The 19,474-nt window shown below is 42.8% G+C and carries 13 protein-coding genes and 1 other RNA gene; 13 read left to right on the top strand and 1 reads right to left on the bottom strand.

Annotated elements, in window-relative coordinates; all coding sequences use genetic code 11:
* Position 1: 1 nt before the first annotated feature.
* The 5 genes from IEY42_RS09115 to IEY42_RS09095 all read left to right on the top strand — a co-directional run bounded on the left by IEY42_RS09115 (position 2) and on the right by IEY42_RS09095 (position 3,437).
* On the top strand, positions 2–775 hold the full coding sequence (locus tag IEY42_RS09115) for a TSUP family transporter (RefSeq protein WP_188924955.1): 774 nt from the start codon (positions 2–4) through the stop codon (positions 773–775).
* On the top strand, positions 772–1,434 hold the full coding sequence (locus IEY42_RS09110; RefSeq protein WP_188924954.1) for a primosomal replication protein: 663 nt from the start codon (positions 772–774) through the stop codon (positions 1,432–1,434). The genes IEY42_RS09115 and IEY42_RS09110 overlap by 4 nt, the downstream gene beginning before the upstream one ends.
* A gap of 9 nt (positions 1,435–1,443) precedes the next feature.
* Positions 1,444–2,133: a DUF2057 domain-containing protein gene (locus IEY42_RS09105; protein ID WP_188924953.1), complete on the top strand. Its 690-nt coding sequence runs from the start codon at positions 1,444–1,446 to the stop codon at positions 2,131–2,133.
* Complete coding sequence (locus IEY42_RS09100; protein ID WP_188924952.1) at positions 2,133–3,053, top strand: histone deacetylase family protein; 921 nt, start codon at positions 2,133–2,135, stop codon at positions 3,051–3,053. The genes IEY42_RS09105 and IEY42_RS09100 overlap by 1 nt, the downstream gene beginning before the upstream one ends.
* An 81-nt stretch (positions 3,054–3,134) precedes the next feature.
* Positions 3,135–3,437, top strand: a complete 303-nt coding sequence (locus IEY42_RS09095) for a late competence development ComFB family protein (protein WP_188919247.1) — start codon at positions 3,135–3,137, stop codon at positions 3,435–3,437.
* Positions 3,438–3,591: 154 nt separating this feature from the next.
* Here the strand turns inward: IEY42_RS09095 and ffs are convergent.
* Positions 3,592–3,689, bottom strand: an RNA gene (gene ffs, locus IEY42_RS09090) — signal recognition particle sRNA small type.
* Between the two features lie 350 nt (positions 3,690–4,039).
* Here ffs and IEY42_RS09085 point away from each other — a divergent pair.
* From IEY42_RS09085 to panP, 8 genes are all read left to right on the top strand, one after another.
* Entirely contained in the window at positions 4,040–6,202 is a 2,163-nt protein-coding gene (locus IEY42_RS09085) for an OmcA/MtrC family decaheme c-type cytochrome (protein ID WP_188924951.1), read from the top strand.
* Between the two features lie 280 nt (positions 6,203–6,482).
* Positions 6,483–8,444 carry an OmcA/MtrC family decaheme c-type cytochrome gene (locus IEY42_RS09080; RefSeq protein WP_188924950.1) on the top strand — a complete coding sequence of 654 codons (1,962 nt, stop codon included), beginning with the start codon at positions 6,483–6,485 and terminating at the stop codon, positions 8,442–8,444.
* Between the two features lie 97 nt (positions 8,445–8,541).
* Entirely contained in the window at positions 8,542–9,531 is a 990-nt protein-coding gene (locus tag IEY42_RS09075; RefSeq protein ID WP_188924949.1) for a DmsE family decaheme c-type cytochrome, read from the top strand.
* A gap of 12 nt (positions 9,532–9,543) precedes the next feature.
* The gene (locus tag IEY42_RS09070; RefSeq protein WP_188924948.1) at positions 9,544–11,631 is read left to right on the top strand and encodes an MtrB/PioB family decaheme-associated outer membrane protein; all 2,088 of its coding nucleotides are present in this window, start codon (positions 9,544–9,546) and stop codon (positions 11,629–11,631) included.
* A 422-nt stretch (positions 11,632–12,053) separates the two neighbouring features.
* The gene (locus IEY42_RS09065; protein WP_188924947.1) at positions 12,054–13,208 is read left to right on the top strand and encodes a sugar diacid recognition domain-containing protein; all 1,155 of its coding nucleotides are present in this window, start codon (positions 12,054–12,056) and stop codon (positions 13,206–13,208) included.
* A gap of 500 nt (positions 13,209–13,708) precedes the next feature.
* Positions 13,709–15,067, top strand: a complete 1,359-nt coding sequence (locus tag IEY42_RS09060) for a GntP family permease (RefSeq protein WP_188924946.1) — start codon at positions 13,709–13,711, stop codon at positions 15,065–15,067.
* 18 nt (positions 15,068–15,085) lie between these two features.
* Entirely contained in the window at positions 15,086–16,255 is a 1,170-nt protein-coding gene (locus IEY42_RS09055; RefSeq protein WP_188924945.1) for a glycerate kinase, read from the top strand.
* A gap of 210 nt (positions 16,256–16,465) precedes the next feature.
* On the top strand, positions 16,466–18,124 hold the full coding sequence (panP, locus tag IEY42_RS09050) for a pyridoxal-dependent aspartate 1-decarboxylase PanP (RefSeq protein WP_188924944.1): 1,659 nt from the start codon (positions 16,466–16,468) through the stop codon (positions 18,122–18,124).
* The last annotated feature ends 1,350 nt before the right edge of the window (positions 18,125–19,474 follow it).

Genomic DNA, 19,474 nt, shown 5'->3' with positions numbered 1-19,474 from the left:
GTTGGATTTATTATTAGACCCTAGCCACTGGGCTATATTAGCGGTCATCGGCATCATAGCAGGCTTTATTGATGCCATCGTTGGAGGCGGAGGTTTATTATCTATTCCCGCGTTACTCACTGTTGGTATCCCGCCTCACCTTGCTTTAGGTACCAATAAGTTAGCGGCATGTTTTGGTTCTGTCACTTCAAGCTTCACTTTTTATAAACAGCAACTTTTTACCCCCAAGTTATGGAAAACATGCTTTGTTGCAACCTTCATAGGTTCAATCGCTGGCTGCATCTTGGTATTTATGGTTGATCCCAAATGGTTGGATAAAATCTTACCGTTATTGATTATTGGTATTGCTATTTATACGTTACTAAGCCCAAAGGCCATGGGGGATGACAATATTAATTTACCCGTTGAACGCTCGCCCAAACATAAACAAATCGGCCAAGGCTTTTTACTGGGTAGTTATGATGGTTTTGCAGGACCTGGTATTGGTGCATTTTGGACAGTAACATCTGTCTCTCTCCATAAGCTGCCTTTGTTGTATAGCTGTGGCTTAGCCAGAGTTATGACGTCTGTCAGTAATATCACCGCGTTAATTATCTTTGCCTCTATGGGACAAGTACAGTGGGTATTAGGTTTGTGGATGGGCTTTTGCATGATGGCAGGATCTTATATTGGTGCAAGAAGCGCTATTCGCTTTGGTATTCCCTTCATTAAGCCCATTTTTATTATTATGGTATTGTCTACTGCGGTTCACTTAACTTGGAGTGCTTGGGGATGAACACCCAACAATTGGTTTCAATGTTAAAGCAGCAACTCACGCAACTTGAACGTGATGCACTCGCGCATGACCAAAATTTGGCTCCTAACCATCGACAAACGTTACAGCAAATAGAACGCTTTAACAGCCAACTTTTTTCACAACAAGGTGGCTTACTGAGCCCATGTATTGCTCAGCTTCGACAAGACATTCAAAAGCTTGAAAAGCAGTTATCATTGAAACTCGGTGGTCAAGTCATTCAACTGAGCTGTGATCGGATCCAAGACCGTTTTATTGCCCTAAAAAGAGCTCTATTAACCACCAACATCAATTTAAAAGCCGAAGCACAACGCAAAGCCAGCAATCGAGCTCGTTATGCGAAAAAACAGCAGCAATCCGCTCAAGATAGTGGCTTTGGTTGGATTGCCAGTAATGTGATGCAAAACAGCCATCAATTATATGCTGAGCTCAACAAACACCTTAATTGGGCACAAAAATTTGAACAAAAAATTGAACAAATGGAAGCAAATCTTGAATTCTGTCATAGTGATGACAAAATTAAATTGCAAAATGACATCCTTTTGATGCATCGTCGCTTAGGAAAATGCAAACAAGCAATTAGTTATATTGAAGAGCGCATTCAATTATTTGAACGACCTCGTCAAGGTTACCCTCGTTAAGGAGCAACAATGAAATCTGTATTCACCACTAGTGCGCTGTTAGCATTATTAACTTCATCTTCTGTATTTGCAGCTAATTTAACTATTCCAATGTCTTTTGAATATATAGCGCTTGACGGTAAAGCCATTGAAACAAACTCGTTTAGACATCAATCAGACATAACACTCTCCGATGGCACACATAAAATTGCTATCCGTTATCACGATGTCATCGATGACTCATTTAGCGACAGCCAATCATTTGTTAAATCTACGCCCTTTATTGTCACGCTAGCCGTAGACGGCGATTATCAATACAATCTAAAACCTGCTGAAGGTAATTTCATCAAGGAGCCAAAAATCTTTGCCAAAAAGCCGCAAGTAAAGCTTAGCCGTAAAGATAATGGCTCTGTAACTTATAGTGTTGAGCACACTAACTTTACTGAAGAAACATTCATATCAAACTTGTTTAAAACCAATCAACAACAAAACTTTGAAGACTTATCCGTTTCTGCTACAACAGACGCTCCGCAAGTGATTACAGCACCGGTAAAATCGGACATAGCCTTGGCCACTAGTGTGGCTCCAGCTGTAAGCATGGCACCTGCTGCCAATAGCGCCAATCCTGCTCAAGCAGAACAAATGCTGCAATATTGGTGGTTACAAGCAGATGAAAAAACCCGTAAAGAATTTATGGGCTGGGCAATTAAACAACTGTAATGCCTGCAGCAATCCCTTTTGTGTATCACGCCAGCTATTCACAGCTGGCGTTACCTCACACTCATCGATTTCCAACAACTAAATATCAACTGCTGTATCAACATGCCATTGAGCAGCAATTGTTATTTGAGGCATCACGTTATATCCCCAGTGCTATTAGTATCGACACTCTCCATGAGGTTCATTGTCCTGAATATGTTGAGCAATTTATCAGCGGCACGTTAGATCACAAAGCGCAACGACGTATTGGTTTTCCCTGGAGTGAACAATTAGTCAATCGCACCCTTCATGCTGTTAAAGGCACCGTCCTTTGCACTCAATTAGCATTAGAACATGGTATAGCGGTGCATTTAACCGGAGGGTATCACCATGCTCACTACGATTTTGGTAGTGGATTTTGTATTTTCAATGATTTAATTATTGCCGCTAAAACCGCTATCGACAGCGGCCGAGCGGATAAAGTGTTAATCTTTGACTGTGATGTCCACCAAGGTGATGGCACTGCCACATTGGCTCAACAGCATCCAGATATCATTAGTTGCTCTATTCATTGCGCACAAAATTTTCCATCACGTAAGCAACTCTCAGATTATGATATTGATTTAAATAAAGGCTGCTGTGACCAAGAGTACCTCGAACATGTTCAGCAAATCCTACCCTACCTTATTCGACTGCATCAGCCTGATCTGATTATTTATGACGCAGGCGTGGATATCCATCAGGATGACGATTTAGGTTACTTCAATATTTCTAACCAGGGCGTTTTAGCCAGAGATACTCAAGTGATATCGATTGCTAAAAGCCATAATATCCCCCTTGCAGCCGTGATTGGTGGAGGCTATAGTCGTAATGAAGCAGAGTTAACTCATCGACATAGCCAATTACTCATTGCAGCAAACGAGGTATGGTTATCCAAATAACCTCGTTTGTTTAGCAGACACATACATGCAAGGTATTCGGCAAAGACGTCGACCACCAATATGATCTCAATGGAGCAAATAATGCACTTAGATATTCGTAACTATTATGAAGTTCTATTAATGGAAATACTGAGAGATGAAGGCTTAATGGAAGAATTGCCAGAAGAGTACATTGCTGATTTATGCTGCGTCACCTTAAATCAATTACCGGTGCGCTATATTCGCCATTTGGTCGACACGTATTTTTTTGAAAACTACCAAGAATTACACATGATGAAAACCGAGATTTATGATGCACTCGAAAAGTCTCGTCAGTTTTTAAAAGCCAATTTACAAAAACGCTTACAAGAAGAAGCTGAGTTAGCAGCGGCACAACAAATATAAACGCTCTGGGTTACTTAATTTATACACTTTCGAGATCGCTTAACAGAAGTAGCCCATTGTTTAATAAAGTAAATTTAATATTTACATAAATGAGTTAAGCGATTTTTTTGCAATAATGCGAGTGAATAGTGAGGGAGGAACAAATTTGGAGGTTCCCCTAGAGCCGACACCCCGGCACACGAGTCGCTTGCTGCGGTTGCTCCCTTCCGGGCCTGGCCGAGTTCACAAGTTATCATTGCGGGGGGACCCTAGGGTCACCATTGACTTCTGATAAACATCGTTGTTTTTCAGAACGAGGCGATTATCCCCTAACCCATTGGCTTGATCAAGCCTTAATCTTGATAACTTTGCAATCAAGTGTTTAGTTGCACAATACTTACGCAAATGTCATTCGAACACGTTAAAACTTCCGCAATATCAGAATTTAGTGTTATTCAACGATCAAAGTTGATTACATCAAAATGAATAGTCAGATCTTAGTCACAACTCTACACATAATTCGATGAGTAACTTGCAAAGGTTAGCTAACATAAGTAATGAATAAAATCCGCACACTGTTAACCCTTAGTGAAATGCGTGATAACTAAAAATGCAGGGAATACATGATGAAAACAATGACAGTTCGTCCCGCGACAAAAGCGGTATTAAGCGCAGGGCTACTTGCTTTTGCACTATCTGGTTGCGGAGGCAGTAATGGTTCTGATGGCGATGATGGTACTGATGGCATCATCGGTGTTGATATTGACAGCGCATCAACATTACAAGCCACATTTACCGATGCAACTATTACCGACGGTAGCGTGAATGTTACTTTCAGCCTCAAAAATGGTAATGGTGTTGCAGTACTAGGGTTAACGAAAGATCACGACTTGCGTTTTGGCGTTGCACAATTAACCCCTGTTATTGAAACGGTAGTTGATACTGAAATCGACCGAGGTTATCAGTGGCAATCTTATATCAATGTATTAAAGCAACCGACGACAAGCAATATTCCAGATGACGAAAGCAACATTACTCCATCAGAGCAATACCAAGCTGAAGTAGAAGTAGCATCAGCATGTGAAACTTGCTTTGTTGATAATGAAGATGGCACTTACAGCTATACCTTCCAAACCAATGTTAGTCAGATTACAGAACCATTAACCATTACCTACAACCAGGATAATACTCAACGCATTACCCTTGAGCTAAAACAACCTCTTGTAACAGCAAATGCCCATTATGATTTCCAACCGTCAACAGGGTTAACAGAAGATATCGCTTCTCGTGATGTAGTATCAATTGATGCCTGCTACACCTGTCACCAACCTGACAGTCTTGAGTTACACGGTGGTCGCCGTATTAATTTAGAAAACTGCGCATCTTGCCATACCGCCACATCAGGCGACCCTGAAACAGGTAACAGCGTTGACTTTACTTATATGATCCATGCAATTCACAAAGGCCAAGACCGCGTGACTTATACCGCTGCAGGTGAAGAAGCCGCACCTTATAAAGTGATTGGCTATGGTGGTGGATTACATGATTATGGCAACGTAATGTATCCACAAAAACCCGCCGCGGACTGTAGTGCTTGTCACGTTGAAGGAACTGACGCTCCACAAGATGCCGAATTATATACGGCTAACTTAAGCGATACAGCCTGTATTGCTTGTCATACTGAATCAGCCTCTGAGCACCATGTAGGTTTAAGCACACAATGTAGCTCATGTCATATTGAAGATGGCTATGCACGCAGTGCAAAAGAAGCTCACGGCGATGTGATGACCGCGTATAACGAAACCCAAACCATGAATGTCGTCTTTAGCGATACGAGCGTAACGGCTGATGGAGCATTCACGACCAAGGTTCAATTTACCGATGCGTCAGCTAATGTTATTGCTGCAGAATTTATCGACACAAGTAGTCGTGTTGTAATGGCGTGGGACAGTAACATCGATTACCCAGCCTATAACGATGCAAGTTACAGTAAAAGACGCCTAAGACTCAGCGAAGGTGTTGCCAATGCAGACAACAGCTGGACGTTAGTTTGGAACAACGTCACCTTACCAAGTGATTATGTGGGTAAAACATTTGAACTTTGGTCAGCAGTAAGCGCGTGTTACAACAACGGCGGTTATGGTCGTCCTGAAGTACAATTAACCTCTTGTGATACTGACGATGTTCGCACAGTTGAAATCAAAAGCAGTGCTTATCAGTTTGTTATGGCTGCAGATGCTGTAGATAGCACTCAAACAGCAGCTGAGCGTAGAAACATCATAGATACAACGACTTGCCAAGGTTGTCACAACCAAGAAGTGTATCATTATGATAACGGTGTTAACTGCCAAACGTGCCATACACCTGATAAAACGCTGAGAAGTGATGAGACTTACCCAGGCGGTAAAAAATCGACCAGCTTTGCGTTTAAAGCGCACAGTGCTGAAGGCCATTACTTAAGTGTGGCAGGTGTTGAATCTGGCACAGTATTAAAAACTGACTGTAAAACATGCCACACCTCAGATGGTTTCACCTTAGGCCGCTCAGAAGACCGAGTATGGCGTTATGGTGATACTGAAACAGGTGCTGATATTTGGGTTTCTTCTGATACAGGTGCATGTTTAAGCTGTCACCAGAAGTATATGACCGAATCAACGGTATCACATATCGAATCTAACGGCGGTATTGTTGATGGTATGAGTGAAGAGGATGTGCGCACACGTTCTGCTGAAATGTGTTCAACATGCCACACACCAACTCGCTTAACAGAGAGCCATGGATTTTAGATTTAACATCTGATTAATCTAGAAATATTGACCAGAGACCCCAATTTTTAATTGGGGTCTTTTTTATATAACGAACAATTAATATACCCTAAAGTATTATTTAATATATACCTTTAATAATAGCCTGATCATCATCACACTATTGCGTTCGCCTTACAGACGTCTTGTGGATTGTAAAGTATTCTTAGTGTTGGGAAACTTATTAACATCGACTTAACTGATATCCATATCGCAGAGCATACTGCCAGTAAGTTAGATGGATGACCTTTGCAGGGACAATATGATGAATATAAAATACACAAAAATTGCATTATTACTTGCTATGTCTGCATCAATGACACTGGTAGGTTGCGGCAGCGGTAGTGACGGTGAAGATGGCACAGCTGGTAACCCTGGTGGCGAACCAGCAGAAACAATCCAAACATTAAACCTTGATATTACCGATGTGACTTATCAAGACAACAAACCTACCGTTACAGTGTTTGCCACTAACGAAAACGACTTACCGATTGCCGGCCTAACAGAATTAGAAATTAAAAAAGTGGTCCAGCTTATTCCAGCAGGCGCATCAGGTGCTGGTAATGCTGCACAATGGCAATATATTGGTTCTCAAGACGCATTTACCGATTTAGGTAACGGTAAATATACTTTTGCCATCGACGTAGAAAACTTTAACCCAGAGCTAACTCAACGCTACAACGTTATTTCTAGCGCTTCAACGTTACTTGACGGTGTAAGCACCTCACCTAGAGCTGAAATTACCGAAGACTTTGACGGTGAAGGTAATGACGCTACATACACTAAAAACGTTGTCAGTGATGCCACGTGTAATACCTGTCATGCTGAAGGCGAAAGTATTTATCACAGCTATACCGATTTAACCACCTGTCTCAGTTGCCACACTAACGAAATGGCCATTGAAAGAGATAAAGTGCAAGTCGACTTTGGCCACCTTATCCATAATGTCCACAACGACGCCAAAATGTATGGACGCAATTTAGATAAAAGCGCAGAAGCAGCTCATGCCGTTGTGCAAGACAACTGTTCTAATTGCCATGTTGAATCTGAAGAGCTAGCAGAATGGAACAACTGGTCACGCATTCCTACCATGGAAGCCTGTAGCAGCTGTCATACAGATATTGATTTTGAAGCAGGTGAAGGTCACTCACAACAAGCTGATAACTCAAACTGTGTTGCCTGTCATAATGCAAGTTGGACAGAAACGTTACACATCTCAGCATTCAGCGACAAACAAAGCTTTATCAACCTATACGGTATGGATGCAACACTAGTTGCAAACAAAGCAACTGATGCAGACATGTCAGCAACCTTGTCGCTTACCATTACTGACTCTAGCGGCACTGCTATCGATGCAAGCAGCTTAATCAGCAAAATCCAACGTATCGAAACCATTACCAACGTTGGGCCTAACTTCCCAATTATGGGATACAACGCAAGCCCAGGTAATGGCTTAGCTAAAATCTCTAAAGACCTTGTTAATGGCGGTGAACTTCAAACTGACGTTAGCGTGATTGACGGAAAATTAGTTTACAACATCGACTCACTGCCATTTGGTAGCGGTGATACCGATACCGCATTTAGCTTTATCGGCCTAGAAATGTGTAACGATGGTAGCCAAGCCGTTGACTGCGCTGACGGTGTTGCCACTACCAGCATGAAGGCAGAACTTGCGCACGGTACATTATCTGGTGATACCCCGAGCTACCGCCATATTGACTCAGTTAACTTCAGTGCATGTGAAAGCTGCCACGGTGAAACCTTCGAGCTACATAAAGGTTACCACGCAGGCTTTATCATGACAGAACAACTAGGTCGTGAGTTAAACGGTGAAGTTACTGTGGGTGTTGATGGATGTGTAACTTGTCACACTCCAGATGGCACTTACGCCTCTGGCGGCAATCAAGGCGCGCTTGAAATGAAACTGCACAGCGTGCATGGCGAACAAGGCATTATTAAAGACTGTACTCAATGTCATGACGACTTCAACCTGGACGCATTTAAAGTAAAAGGTGCACTTGCCACTTCTGCTGGTCTATATACCACACCGATTACAGCTACTTGTGCATCTTGCCATGGCTTTGACGACATCGCTCAACATGCAACTAGCCAAGGCGCTATTGTTAACGGAAGTTACCAAGAAGCCAATGATGCAGCGCAACTCGAAACATGTTTCTACTGCCACGCACCAAGCATTGAAAATCACACACAAGTAAAATTTTAATTTGTTCATTGGGAGAGAAGCCTGACTTCTCTCCCATGCTATGACTTACTTTATCAAACTGTTGATCATCAAAATGGACAAATTAGGAAGTCTACTTATGAAGACCACAAATCAAATCAATACTCTACTCTTTGCCTTACTTAGCCTTACGGCATCTGCCTTATTTTTGTCAAATCCAGTACACGCGGCTAAATGGGACGCAAAAATGACCCCAGCAGAAGTTGAAGCCACGCTTGATAAAAAATTTGCTGAAGGTAAATATTCTCCAAAAGGCGCAGATTCTTGCTTGATGTGCCATAAAAAATCAGAAAAAGTCATGGACCTATTTAAAGGTGTCCATGGTGCTATCGAGTCATCAAAAAGCCCAATGGCTGGCCTACAATGTGAGGCATGCCATGGGCCACTTGGTAAGCATAACCGTGGCGGTAAAGAGCCAATGATTACTTTTGGCCCAGATTCAACCTTAGCGGCAGACAAACAAAACAGTGTTTGTATGAGCTGTCATACTGACGATAAGCGTATGTCATGGGAAAGCAGCCATCATGCCAGTGGCGATGTTGCTTGTGCCTCTTGCCATAACGTACATGCATCACACGATCCAGTATTGTCAAAGCAAACAGAAATGGACGTGTGTACAAGTTGTCACACTAAGCAAAAAGCCGACATGAACAAGCGCAGCAGTCATCCTATGAAATGGAACCAAATGACCTGTAGTGATTGTCATAACCCACACGGCAGCTTAAGCGATGATGACCTAGTACAACCTACCGTCAATGAAACCTGTTATAGCTGCCATGCCGAGAAACGTGGCCCAAAGCTGTGGGAGCATGCACCCGTGACCGAGAATTGCGTTAATTGCCATAACCCTCATGGTTCAGTCAACGATGCAATGCTAAAAAACCGTGCTCCTCAATTATGCCAACAATGCCACTCAGGTGACGGTCATACAAGCAGTGCTTATTTAGGCAATACCAGCATGGGTTCTTCGGTTAATGACAATGCATTTACCGGCGGCCGTAGCTGCTTAAACTGCCATAGCCAAGTACATGGTTCTAACCATCCATCTGGCAAGTTATTGCAGCGCTAAGGAGATATCAACATGAATACAAAAGTAAACCTCATCACCTTAGCCCTATTGTCTACTTGCAGTTTTGGTGTGCTAGCACAAGGTTATGGCCTAGCCGACGCAAAAACAGATTCAGTAAAATTTGACGCCTGGCAATGTAAACGCTGCGTGGTCGAAACCGGTACAACCGGCAGTATTAGCGCAGGTATTGCATACAACAGCGAAGATGACATTCATTCAGCTAATGCATTTAACAGCAGTAATGAAGTTGCAGGCAAAGTGGATGCCGATATTCGTTATCGCGGCGAAGAAGACTATCAAGCCAATGTAGATGCTCATAACCTAGGTATGGACAATGGCCGCATGGACATTGATGTCGGTAAACAAGGTGTGTACAACATCAATGTTAATTACCGCACATTTGCTCATTATGAATCAAACAGTGCACTAAGCCCGTATCAGCAAATAGGTAGCGACTATCTTACCCTACCAGATAATTGGGAAACAGCAGGTTCAAGTTCTGACATGACGATGCTCAACAGTAGCTTAAATCCGTTAGAGCTATCGTTAAACCGCGACCGCTATGGCATGGGTGTTGAGTACCAAACAGAATCACTATTGACGACTTATGTGAATTTTCAACGTGAAGAAAAAACCGGCACTAAAACAACATCAGGTAGTATTTATAACCAATCGATGATGTTAGCCGAGCCTGTTGATTACACCACTGATATCTTAAATGCTGGGATCAAGCTTAGAGGCGACAACTGGTTTACTAGCCTAAACTACACAGGTTCAGTATTTAAAAACGACAATAGCCAACTTGGTTTCGACAGCGCATTTAACCCAACCTTTGGTGCTCAAACAAACGGTTATATGTCATTAGACCCAGATAACGAAGCCCATACCGTGTCTTTGTTAGGTCAATATAATTTGGCAAAAACCAACTTAAGCGGTCGTTTACTGGTTGGTCAAATGACCCAAGATCAATCACTCACCAGCATAGGTTATGGCTATGACTTACCGGCAGAAAGTATCGATGCCAAAGTCGATATCACCGGCATGACTTTAAAAGCCACGACCCGACTTAACCGTGAATGGCGAGTTAGTGGTAGCTATGATTACAACGACCGAGACAATAAAACTCAAATAGAGCAATGGACTCAAATCAGCATCAATAATGTAACAGGTGAAGCTGAATACAACACCCCTTACGACCTCACCACTCAACGAGCAAAATTGTCTGCTGACTACCGGATAAGCCAAGGAATTAAACTGGATGCCGGTTACGACTTTGAGCGAGATGAACGCAGTTACCAAGACCGAGAAACCACCGATGAAAATAATCTGTGGGCTCGAGTACGGGTAAACAGTTTTGCCAAGTGGAATATGTGGTTTAAAGGCAGCTTTAACCAACGCGATGGCTCAGAATATAAAGCATCTGAAACCTCATCTACTGAACAAAACGCCCTATTACGTCGTTACTATCTTGCCGATCGTGACCGCAGTCAAATTGAAGCTCGGTTTAGCCATACACCATTAACAGACTTAACCGTCGACTTTGGTGCTCGCTACTCTCTAGACGATTACACCGACACAGAAATTGGTTTAACAGAGTCAACTGACACCTATTATGATGTCAATGTCCATTATGCCGTTAATGCCGATGTATCACTTAATGCGTTTTATAACCACCAAACCATTGAGTCTGAACAATCGGGTAGCTCAAGTTTCAGTGTCGCAAATTGGCAGGCTGATATTGAAGACACCATTGATTATATTGGCGCTGGTATCAGTTACAGAAACCTAATGGACAGTCGACTCAAGCTCGGCCTAGATTACTCCTATTCAGACTCTGACAGTACCACTCAAGTCAGCCAAGGGGTAACCGGTGATTACGGTGACTATTTTGCAAAAGTGCATAACCTTAACTTATACGGCCAATATCAAGCCACAGACAACATGAGTGTGCGTGTTGACTACAAAATGGAAAACTACCTTGATAATGACGCATCTAATGACATTAGCCCAGATACCATCTGGAATGTGGTCAGTTTTGGCAATGTAGATCATGATTACACAGCACATATGGTGATGCTGAGTATGACTTATCGCTTATAGTCGCAGTCTCTTATGACGGTCTTTAGTGACCATCACGAGAAATAATCACGTGCAGCTTCGCTTATTAAATACCAGCATTTTTAGATGCTGGTATTTTTTTACTCGCAATATCACACTTGCAAACTCGTCAACATTTACATTATATTAACAACCGAATGCCTTGTGATTGAAGTTTGGGCAAAAGGATGTTGCCCACATTTTATAGCCTATCTTCCCTGCCTCGCGACACTCAACATATTTTTTTACATTGATTGCCACTCTCTATCCAACATACGTTATCATAAAATGCATTGTCTGCTTTGCGGCGGTTGTGATGATATAACCCGCTACCAAACAAACGATTTACATGATGTTACTGTGACAAAAACAGGTTAAATTAACGACCTCTTAATAACACCAACAGAGGATCACTCGAGGGCATTATGCTTCAAATAGATACGGATATTGCGAGCAAGATTGTCGACCGAACCATGAAAATAATCGGTCACAATATCAATGTCATGAATGCTCAGGCAGTGATCCTCGGCTCAGGTGAAAAACACCGAATTGGTTCCATCCATGAAGGTGCATTATTAGCCATCAGCCAAAATCGAAATGTCGAAATTAGCCAAGCTATTGCCTCAACACTGCACGGCGTTAAACCTGGGCTTAATTTGCCGTTACATTATCAAGGGCAAGTGGTTGGCGTGATAGGCATAACAGGTGAACCAGAAAGCTTGAGTCATTATGGTGAGTTACTAAAAATGACCGCCGAAATGATTGTTGAACAAGCAAACCTTCAAGAACAACTCCAATGGCAAAACCGACAAAAAGAAGAGTTTATCTCGCAGTTAATTGTGGCCAGTGAAGTTGAGCTGCCCTCGCTAAAACAATGGGCGCTGCAATTGGGCATTGATTTATCGATGCCAAGAGTGGCTGCGATTATCGAATTAAACAACAATAACCCGTCTTTTCAGCAAGATAATCAAGCACTCAAACAAGTGATGTACTTATTGCAACACCCTATGCGCGATAACTTAATCGCCATGACATCATTAACCCAACTTGTCATTTTAAAGCCCGCTTTTTTAGACGGTAAGCAATTTGACCCAGAACTTGAAAGCCAACGCATAGATAAGTTACTCAAACGTTTACCGGCCAATATGCAATTGAGTTTGCATATTTCATTGGGGCATTATTTCAGCGGTGACTTAGGCATTACATATTCTTACCGCACTGCTAAAGAAACACTCGACATAGGTAAAAAATACCACCCCAATAAGAGCAAATATTTATATCAAGACTACAGCTTACAAGTGCTGCTTTCAGGGTTACGTCATCATTGGCGTGGTAATGCCCTTGCTGGCCCGTATCAAAAATTGATTGAAGCCGATAGCAACCAACAACTGCAAAAAACCTTAGCCGCTTACTTAGAACATTTAGGTGATTTACAGGCTTGTGCCAAAAGCTTGTTTATTCATCGAAACACCCTGCGCTATCGCCTTGATAAAATACAATCGATTACTAATGTAGACTTGCATAATTTCAATGGTTTACTCAGTTTATACCTAGGTCAATTAATCCATCAGCCTGAATAACTCGCCCACGCCCAACCTTGTGCAAGCGCACAATAAATCAATACAAATATCTATTCAGTTAGTGCAGATGAACAAAGCTATTTATGTTTAATGATTTACTATTGTTGAGTACTTTCTACCTTCAAACAATAATAATACCAACCGTACTAATGACTTGATCATGTAATGGGGATTCAAATTAAGTTAATCAATACGGAGGCTTGAAGGCATCGTTAAATTTGGCTTTTCGTGAGTCTAATCTCTGCATAATCGCGCCACCAATAAAGACACCCTCTTTGTTAGTGGCAGCCAATATACCTTGCAGTGGTTAGCTTGAGTCACTTTGCCGTAAACAAAGTGATTTACCTTCTCGCCAAACCTAACGCTTTTAGCATTCTGAGTGACGAGCATTAGTGTTAAAGGCCAGCCCTTTAAACATTAATCCGACATAAACTGAACAACTTATGATGACCAGAGCACAACAAAGCATTAATGTGATTGGTATAAATAACGAGTAATATATGGGACTAATACTAATTCTACTTGGCGTGATTGCGTTCATCGTCGTCGCCACCTCTAAGTTTAAACTACACCCTTTCTTAACATTGATCTTAGCCTCGTTCATCGCGGCTTTTGCCTATGGTTTGCCTAGTCAAGAAATCGCTAAAACCATCACCGGTGGGTTTGGTGGTATTTTAGGCTATATTGGTTTAGTGATTGTCTTGGGGACGATCATTGGCACCATTTTAGAAAAAAGCGGCGCAGCGATCACGATGGCTGAAGTGGTCATTAAACTGTTTGGTCAACGCTTTCCAACGTTAACCATGTCGATCATCGGCTACCTGGTGTCTATTCCAGTATTCTGTGATTCTGGCTTTGTTATTTTAAATTCGCTCAAGCAATCAATGGCCAACCGCATGAAAGTGTCTAACGTGGCAATGAGTGTCGCGTTAGCAACGGGGCTTTATGCAACTCATACTTTTGTACCGCCAACACCCGGCCCCATTGCTGCTGCAGGTAACTTAGGCCTAGAATCACAATTAGGCTTAGTCATTGCAGTCGGTGTATTTGTTGCTGCAATCGCCGCATTCGCCGGCATGTTATGGGCAAATAGATTTAAAAATGAAGAGCCAGATGGTGAAGGGGCAGAAGAGTTAAATCAACAACTTGATCAACTCGATGACCTTAAAAACGCTTACGGTAAACTACCTAGCCCAGCCAAAGCATTTGCCCCTATTTTTGTGCCAATTTTACTTATTTGCCTAGGGTCGATAGCCAACTTCCCTTCTAAACCTCTTGGTGAAGAAGGCATATTCTCAGTATTGGTATTTTTAGGCCAACCGGTTAACGCTTTAATGATTGGTTTGCTTTTGTCGTTATCACTCTTGAAAAGCGATAAAAAAATTGCCGAGTTTAGTGAACGCATTAGCCAGGGGCTTGTAGTCGCAGCACCAATCTTACTGATTACTGGTGCCGGTGGTGCATTTGGCGCGGTATTAAAAGCCACTGAAATTGGTGCTTTTCTTGGCAGTAGTTTATCGGCATTAGGTGTGGGCATATTTATGCCATTCATTGTTGCCAGTGCTTTAAAGTCAGCTCAAGGGTCTTCAACCGTGGCACTAGTTGCAACCTCAGCGCTAGTGGCACCATTACTCGGTGATATTGGCCTAGACTCTGAAATGGGCCGCGTACTGACCGTGATGGCGATTGGTGCAGGCGCAATGACAGTATCACACGCCAATGACAGCTTCTTTTGGGTTGTAACCCAATTTAGCCGCATGAGCGTTAAACAAGCTTACCGCGCACAAACTGCAGCAACCTTAGTCCAGGGTGTCACCGCAATGATTGTTGTGTACATCCTCAGCTTATTTTTACTGTAACCCTTAACAGAGATTATTATGAAAATCGTTATTGCACCAGACTCGTTTAAAGAAAGCCTTAGTGCACTTGAGGTTGCTAACGCCATTGAACAGGGATTTAAGCAGGTTTTCCCTAATATAGAATATTGCAAAGTGCCCATGGCCGATGGTGGCGAAGGCACAGTGCAAGCAATGGTCGATGCCACAGGTGGACATATTGTAGAATGCCAAGTCACAGGCCCATTAGGTAAACCTGTTGAAGCATTTTACGGCATTCTTGGACAAACTGATGCAAATAGTCGCCGCACCGCCGTGATTGAAATGGCTGCGGCATCAGGGCTTCATTTAGTATCAACAACTCAGCGTAACCCTCTGCTGACCAGCAGCTTTGGTGTGGGTGAGTTAATAGCCGATGCACTTAACAATGGTATCAAGCATATTATTTTAGGCCTGGGTGGCAGTGCAACCAATGACGCTGGCGCAGGTATGATACAAGCGCTTGGGGCTAAGTTAACTGATGTTAATGGCCACAACATTGCTTTGGGTGGCGCGGCATTAGCAACACTGCATAATATCGACCTTGAGTTGCTTCACCCTTGCATCAGTGAATGCAAGATTGAAGTCGCTTGCGATGTCGATAATCCGTTATGTGGTCCTCGAGGGGCTAGTGCTATTTTTGGCCCTCAAAAAGGGGCTACTCACTTAATGGTGGAGCAGCTCGACCAAGCTTTAGCTCACTTTGCTAATGTGATTAATCGTCAAGATTCACCGTACATAAAACTCGGCTGTGAACATCAAGCGGGGGCTGGTGCTGCTGGCGGCATGGGCTTTGGGGTTATGGCATTACTCGCTGCAACCTTAAAACCTGGCGTCGACATCGTGACTGAAACGGTTCAGCTCGCACAACATTGTCAAGATGCCGATTTAGTCATTACCGGCGAAGGTCGCCTTGATGGGCAAACTGTGTTTGGTAAAACGCCTATGGGCGTACTCAATGTCGCTAAAAGATACAATGTACCAGTTATCGGCATTGCTGGCTGTTTAGGTGATGGTGCAGACGCCATTTTAGAGCAAGGGATGAAAGCGATATTTCCTATTATTCCGTCATTACAGCCGCTAGAGCAGGTATTGATAGAAGCGCAAACAAACCTTACTCACACAGCGCAAAACATTGCAGCAGTTTGGTCATTATCTCTTAACCGGATTTAAACCCTTATTTGCCGATAACGCAAAACGCCTACCCCCTTGTGTTAGGCGTTTTTTTATCGCTGTAATTTAGGGCAAACAGGATAAATACTTGAAGCAATGCAAGGCTTAAAGTAAAGTTAGCACCCTCTTTTCGTCCCATAGCCATCGTGGCCGTTTTTACCCATGAGTCATTAGCTATAGAACGAAGTTTTCATTACAACGGCAAGTAAAATGACCTCAAAAATCACCCGTCAAGCTCAGGCTTCTGCAGACAGTTTATTGCGTATTTTTACCGCACCAGAAGACGCCTCCTCGACGTTAAGCATTATTGAACAAAGGTTATCTCAAGACTTAGCCGGATTTTTAGGCAATAGCATTGCCGCGTTAGAAAAACCGTTATCAGAAATCGAAACAGACTTTAATGCTCATCAAATTCCAGTAGAACCTACATTTGTCTCTGACTACGCTGACGAAATCATGCAAAATTTGGTGGCTCATTCGGTCCATACCGCAGCGCCAAGTTTTATTGGTCATATGACCTCAGCCCTACCTTATTTTGTGTTGCCGTTATCAAAAATGATGGTTGGGCTTAATCAAAACTTAGTTAAAATTGAAACATCAAAAGCCTTTACTCCACTAGAACGTCAGGTGCTAGGCATGATGCATCACTTAGTGTATCAACAGCCCGGCAACTTTTATGCTCAATGGATGCACAGTGCCAATCATTCCCTTGGTGCTTTTTGTTCAGGTGGCACAGTCGCAAACATCACCGCATTATGGATAGCCCGTAACCGTTTGCTCAAACCTCAAGGTGACTTTAAAGGGATCACCCGCGAAGGTATGCCTAAAGCGCTGCGTTTTTATGGTTTTGACGATTTAGCGATTTTAGTGTCCGAGCGTGGACATTACTCTTTAGGCAAAACAGCCGATTTACTGGGCATTGGCCGCGACAATATTATCAGTATCGCAACCGATGAAAATAGTAAAGTCGATGTCGAAGCTATGCGCCAAGCCGCTAACACTCTTGCTGCGCAAAATATTAAGGTGATGGCCATTGTTGGCGTTGCCGGTACCACAGAAACCGGTAATGTTGACCCGTTAACAGATCTAGCAGAACTGGCTGCAGAGTTACAATGCCACTTCCACGTTGACGCTGCCTGGGGCGGCGCAAGCTTGTTATCTAACAAATACCGTCATTTACTGAAAGGCATAGAGTTAGCGGATTCCGTCACCATTGATGCCCATAAACAAATGTATGTGCCTATGGGCGCCGGGATGGTGTTATTTAAAGACCCAGAACTGGCTAATTCCATCGTGCATCATGCAGAATATATCTTACGAGTTGGCTCAAAAGACTTAGGCAGTCACACCCTTGAAGGTTCACGCCCAGGTATGGCTATGTTAGTGCATGCTTGCCTACAGATTATTGGCCGCGACGGCTACGAGATTTTAATTAATAACAGTTTGGAAAAAGCCCGCTATTTTGCTTCTATTATCAAGCTACACCCAGAGTTTGAATTAGTTACCGAGCCTGAGTTGTGCTTATTAACGTATCGCTTTATTCCCAACACCATTCAGCAGTTGCTCAACAGCGCGGTGGCGAACAATAATAAGGCGCTAGTCGGCCAAATCAATGAACTTATCGACGGCTTAACCCAATTTATTCAAAAGCATCAGCGTGAGCAAGGTAAGTCATTTGTGTCCCGAACACGTATTCAACCTGCACAGTATTTCAGACAGCACACCACAGTCTTTAGAGTCGTTTTAGCCAATCCGTTAACCGACGAGCAAATCTTGCATGACGTGTTGACTGAGCAAGCTGAAATAGCCCAATTAGACAATGAGTTTTTACCACAACTGTTAGCGTTAGTGGCACAGACTCATCAATAACGTCGATGTCTATAACCTGTTAGCTAGCTTCGCGTCGCCCCGGCATTCAGGAGTTTGTATTTTTGACTTATGGCTCATGACCATAAACACTTAAGTTCGCATGGTTCCACCCTGCACGAAGCAAAGGGGATTAACAGCAATCCTCTTTTGGATCGCCCTTGCCATTCAGTCCTCAAGTTCAGAGTTGAATTTGAACATTTTATGGCTAAAACCAACGTGTTTTTGGTGGACCAAAGCTTGTTAGCACCCTTCTCGTCGTCCCGGCAACGCTTTTGAGCCGGGATCCAGGTGTTAGTTTTAATTTGAACTCATGGCCTGCCGCAGGTAATTTACAAGCCGTTGCGAATATCACGATAACAAGGCTATGAAAGTGCAAATGATTAAGCGAGACGCCGCAAGCACACCCATGTGGGCTTAACCAAACATCCCTGTTTGGGATACTCGTTGACTCATCTGCACCTGCCACTATTTACCTTCAATTCAACCTCTTGTGTATCTGAAGGTTTAGTCTCAATAAAGATTTGAACCATATTATAGAAAATAGAAAGTGACTCGAAAACTCGAGGCTTACCAAATCTGAGTATTTATTATTCAATCTGCAAGACTGAGTGGCATGTTAATTTTACAGGTTCCAAGCAGATGTTGCTTGTGGGAGGGTCTACTCCACGAAGTGTTTTGGCTATCACAAGTAAAGGCCATGGCTAGCTCACGTATTCTTGTTTAAAAAGTCTTCAACAGCCTCATGAATTTGGGCATTTGAAAGCTAATACCAACTCGTTTTTGGTGGACCAAAGCTTGTTAGCACCCTTCTCGTCGTCCCGGCAACGCTTTTGAGCCGGGATCCAGGTGTTAGTTTTGATTTGAACTCATGGCCTGCCGCAGGTAATTTACAAGCCGTTGCGAATATCACAATAACAAGGCTGTGAAAGTGCAAATGATTAAGCGAGACACCGCAAGCACATCCATGTGGGCTTAACCAAAACATCCCTGTTTTGGACACTCGCTAACTCATCTGCACCTGCCACTATCTATCTTCGATTCAAACTCTTGTGTACCTGAAGGTTTAGTCTCAATAAAGATTTGAACCATATTATGGAAAATAGAAAGTGACTCGAAAACTCGAGGTTTACCAAATCAGAGGGAATACCCCACTAAAAAATCAATTCTACGGGCTGTATGAACACAAAATTTATCCGCCAATTTACATTATAGAGAAACTCTACAGCCTCAACGCCTCATTAAGAGGCTAAAAATAGTTGGTTAAAATAAGCGACGAAGAAGTAAAAAAGAGGGTGTAACAGATTCTGTGTAACTGCAATTTAGTTAATATGTTTCACAATTCTATCTTCG

The organism is Shewanella algicola (genome assembly GCF_014648035.1).
Classification (GTDB): Bacteria; Pseudomonadota; Gammaproteobacteria; order Enterobacterales; family Shewanellaceae; genus Shewanella; species Shewanella algicola.
The sequence above is the reverse complement of the archived record's forward strand: the minus strand, read 5'-3'. Positions and strand labels throughout refer to the sequence as shown.